The sequence below is a fragment of the Paraconexibacter sp. genome (genome assembly GCF_041602235.1).
Lineage (GTDB): Bacteria > Actinomycetota > Thermoleophilia > Solirubrobacterales > Solirubrobacteraceae > Paraconexibacter.
Genome location: NZ_JBFIGP010000312.1, coordinates 1 through 4,155, shown reverse-complemented (window position 1 = coordinate 4,155; position 4,155 = coordinate 1). Strand labels below are relative to the sequence as shown.

Below are 4,155 nucleotides of genomic sequence, written 5' to 3'. Positions count from 1 at the left end.
TCCGGGTCGTTCTCCGGGACGGTGATGGCGCCGAACTCGGGAGCGATCATGTCCGCGACGCCCTCGGCCCCGGTCGACACGCACGGGCGCCGGGCGAGCATGCCGAGGATCACCGCTCGGGGCTGACCCTCGGTGGGTGAGGGGCAGAAGACGCTGACGTCGAAGGCGCTGAGCACGTCGGCCACGTCGCCACGCGGCGTGTCGATCACGTGCAGGCGCTCGCCGAGGGGCGCGCCGAGCGCGCGCAGTTCGGCCTCGGTCTCCCCGCTGCCCGCGAGGATCAGATGGGCCGCGTCGCCGGGCAGGCGCTTCACCGCCTCGACGACGACGTCGTTGCGCTTCTTCGGGTGGAACCGCGAGATGCAGCCCACGACGAACGCATCGGCCGGGATCCCGAGGTCGCCGCGGACGCGCTCGCGACCGGTCGCGGTGAAGTCGATCTCCTCCGTGCGCAGCGCGTTGGGCACGACGACGATGTCCTCGGCCGCGACCCCCACCTCGCTGACGGAGTCCTTGGTGCCCTGGGAGATCGCGAGGATCACGTCGGCGTGGCGCGAGGCGTCGACGTAGAGCCGTCGCGGGAGTCCCTTGCGCAGCGGGAACGGCACGGGTCCCCACTCGCACCACGCCAGGGTCGGGCGCAGGCGCGACGGCAGCTGTCGAGCCATCAACTGCTCCTTCTTGTAGTGCACGAGCAGCACGTCGTAGGGCATCTGCGCTTCGAGCGCGGCGCGCAGGCGACGGACGTACAGCGGCCACCGCAGCATCAGGCCGGGCCAGGACGCGACGGCCAGCTTGGGGCCGATCTCGATCGGCGCCACCTGCACGCCGGTGCTGCGGGCGATCCCCGGGTCGTTGCTCACCATGACGCACTCGTGCCCTCTGGCGACGAGACCGTCGAGCATCTCCACGGCCGCGAACTCGGCGCCCCCGGGCGAGCGCGTCGTCATCACGCTGACGATCTTCATGTGGTCTCCATGATCGATGCTGCCTGACGTCGGCTGAAGGCGATGGCGGCGAAGAACTCGTCCCAGGGGCGGGCACGGCCGGCCAGGGTCTGCGCGAGCCGCTGCAGATCCTGCCACCCCGCCTCGACGAGCTGCGCCCAGTCGAGCACGACCGGCGTCCACAGCCCCGTCCGCCGTGACGCGAGGTGCTCGATGCCCTCGACGAGCGGGCCTGCCGCGCCCACGAGCGGGGGGTAGGCGGGCAGGTAGACGGCGTCGCCGCGCCACACCGGCGTCGCGTGGAAGCCGAGGGTGCGGACCGTCGCCGGGCCGCCGGTCACGACGTCCCAGCGCGACGCGAGCTCGGCGTACTGGTCGGCGTCGAAGCGGTCCCACGGTGCGACGAACACGTCGGCGTGCAGGGCCGCGTCGCGGAGGGTCTGGGCGGCGGCGTCCAGGCGCTCGGTCAGCGCCTTGGTCCTCAGCCCGCGCAGCTCGGAGCGGCGATCGGCCCGGGAGACGCGGCTGCGGTGGTCCAGGCCGTGGACGCCGAAGGCGACGCCCTCGCGTCGCAGCTGGCCGAGCAGGGCCCGCTCGTCGTCGTCGTGCAGGCGCCAGCCGCTGGCGTCCGGGTCAAGGGGGGACTCGGGCACCCACGGCAGGACCCCGAGCAGGTACGGGACGCCGGCGTCGCTCAGGATCGCGTGCACGCGGGCGAACGTCTCGGTGCCCAGGTCGGGGCGCTCGCGCACGAGGTGGTGCGGGAAGCCGTCGACCCTCACGAGGAACCGCGGCGGGCCGGCCGCACGTTCGGGGCCGAGCACGGCAGCGCGGGCGGCCACGAACGGATCCGCCACGTCGCGGTCGTAGCGCAACCCTCCGGAGCGGATCTCGCGAGCCTGGTACCAGCGACTGAAGGGGGACGGGACCTGGCGGGCGATGACCGCCTGCGCGACCTCGGGCCGGTCGAGGGCATCCGGTGTCACCTCGCCGTCGGCGAGCTCGTCGCTGAAGAGCAGGCAGGCGCTGCGCCAGCTGTCGCGATTCACGAGGCCTCCTGGTGTGCGTCGGTGATCTCCTCGAGCGCGCCGGTGATCTCCTCGAGCCGGGCGTCCCAGGAGTGGGCGGCAGCCGCCGCGCTGCGCGCGTCGCGTCGCTGTTCGTCGTCGCGGGCGAGCACCTCCTCGAGCGCCTCGACCGTCGCGCGAGCGTCGGCGGCGACCGTGATCTCCCGGACCGCCGAGATCGACGGCAGCGGGGTGGCGACCACCGGCAGGCCCGCAGCGAGGTACTCGTAGACCTTCATCGGGAAGACCGCATCGGTGAGCGGGGACCGACGGTACGGGATCAGGGCCGCGTCGGCGGCGCGCAGGACCGCCGGCAGTCCGGCGTAGGTGCGCGGGCCCGGCAGATGGACGTTGGGCAGCGCCTCGAGATCGCGGACGTCGGTCGAGGTGTCGCCGAGGCCGACCGGACCCACGAGCACGATCGACCAGTCGGGCCGGGCGTGGGCCAGGCCTGTCAGCAGCTCGAGATCGAGCTTCTTCGCGGCGATCGCCCCGGTGAACACGATCCGCGGGTGGGGCAGGTGCGCGAGGGCCGGATCCTCCGGGCCGTCGTCGCGGGCCGTCGCGAACAGCGCGGTATCCGCGACGTTGGGGGCGAACAGCAGGCGACGGGTGTGCGGTCGCAGGCGCTCGGCAAGCGAGGGAGCGCTCGCGAGGACCAGGTCGGCCCGGTCCAGGATCCTGGCTTCCGCGGCGCGGAAGCTCGGGGCATCGACGCCGTCCTGTGCCGCGATGTCGTCCACGCAGTGGTACAGGACGATGTCCGGCTCGACGGCGTCGAGCAGCAGGTCGGCCTGCGGCACGTAGGCCCACAGCACGCGCCGCCCGCGAGACCCGGTGAACGCGCGGCGCATCGCCCGTCGCACGAGAGCGGGGAGGACGACGCCGTTGATCCGCCGCACCGCGGCCGAGCCGTGGAACGGCAGCACCAGCGGCGAGACGACCCGGACCTCGCCGCCGTGCGGGGAGGCGACCCTTCGTGGGGGCCTCAGCCCGGTCACCAGCCGGCGGGCGATCCGCCGCAGGTCGCGGCCCGACGCCGTCGGCCGCCGGAGACCCAGCGACTCGACGAAGAGCACCCGGTTGTGCGGAGCCAGGCGCGCCATCAGATGGTGCTGGTTGGTCCACAGCTCGGTGTCCCACTCCGCGAACCCGACGCAGACGATGTCCAGCCCCCGCGGGGTCACTCCCACGGCAGCAGGCGACTGCGCAGCCGCACGAAGTCGTCCTGCGCCTGCCCGTAGTCGTCGGGGCGCCCGATGTCCAGCCAGAAGTCCGTCGAGCGCCAACCGCGCACGGATTCGTCGTTCTCGATCAGCCGCAGCATGAGATCGGGGAAGTCGAGGCGAACGTTCGGCTCGATGTACTTCAGGGCCTCGGGCGAGAAGCAGTACACGCCCATGGAGGCTTCGTACTGCAGGACCGGCTTCTCGTCGTAGTCGACGAGCTTCGTGTCGTCGTCGGCCGCGAACTTCAGGACGCCGAGCGAGATCTGGACGTCGTTGAGGCGGGTCGCGATCGTCGCCAGGGCGTCGTCCTCGCGGTGCCGGGCCAGCAACGCGCCGTAGTCCAGGTCCGTGAGCATGTCGCCGTTCATCACGAGGAAGTCGTCGCCGGCCAGGCCCTCGATCGAGGCCAGCGCGCCGACGGTGCCAAGGGGCTCGTCCTCGCGGAAGTAGTCGATCTTCAGGCCGTACTGGGCGCCGTCGCGGCAGTACGCCTCGAGCATCTCCGCGAGGTGACCCGTCGCGATCGTGACGTGCTCGAAGCCGTAGTGCGCGAGTTGGCGCAGCACCACGTCGATGATCGGCTGATCCCCGACGGGCATCAGCGGCTTGGGGATCGACACGGTGTACGGACGCAGCCGCATCCCGAGACCGCCGGCGAGGATGACTGCGCGCATCGTGCGGACGCTACTACAGGGCCTCGTAGGAACCGGACGGCGTAGATCTGACGAAGTCCAGCCACGGCCGGTCGAGCAGCAGCGGGAGGTCCTCCGCGAACGACGGGTGGCACATGATCTCCACCGGCTCGCGATGCACGATCGACGCGGCGCGGTCGAAGCCGGACCCGCCGCGGGCTGGATGCACGTCGTCGATCGCCCAGAACCGCTGCGTCGTGTGGAACCTGGAGGACAGCAG

The 4,155-nt window shown here is 72.2% G+C and carries 5 protein-coding genes; all 5 read right to left on the bottom strand.

What is annotated here, in order from left to right:
- On the bottom strand, nucleotides 1-968 hold a 968-nt coding region (locus tag ABYE80_RS17785), incomplete at its 3' end, for a glycosyltransferase (protein ID WP_372791645.1).
- Nucleotides 965-1,996, bottom strand: coding sequence for a DUF2334 domain-containing protein (locus ABYE80_RS17780; protein WP_372791644.1), 1,032 nt, complete (start codon nucleotides 1,994-1,996; stop codon nucleotides 965-967). The genes ABYE80_RS17785 and ABYE80_RS17780, both read right to left, overlap by 4 nt.
- The gene (locus tag ABYE80_RS17775) at nucleotides 1,993-3,207 is read right to left on the bottom strand and encodes a glycosyltransferase (protein WP_372791643.1); all 1,215 of its coding nucleotides are present in this window, start codon (nucleotides 3,205-3,207) and stop codon (nucleotides 1,993-1,995) included. The genes ABYE80_RS17780 and ABYE80_RS17775 overlap by 4 nt, the downstream gene beginning before the upstream one ends.
- Nucleotides 3,198-3,917: a sugar phosphate nucleotidyltransferase gene (locus ABYE80_RS17770; RefSeq protein ID WP_372791642.1), complete on the bottom strand. Its 720-nt coding sequence runs from the start codon at nucleotides 3,915-3,917 to the stop codon at nucleotides 3,198-3,200. Before ABYE80_RS17770 ends, ABYE80_RS17775 begins: the two co-directional genes overlap by 10 nt.
- A gap of 13 nt (nucleotides 3,918-3,930) precedes the next feature.
- Nucleotides 3,931-4,155 (bottom strand): hypothetical protein (locus ABYE80_RS17765; RefSeq protein WP_372791641.1); only part of this gene is annotated, 225 nt, incomplete at its 5' end.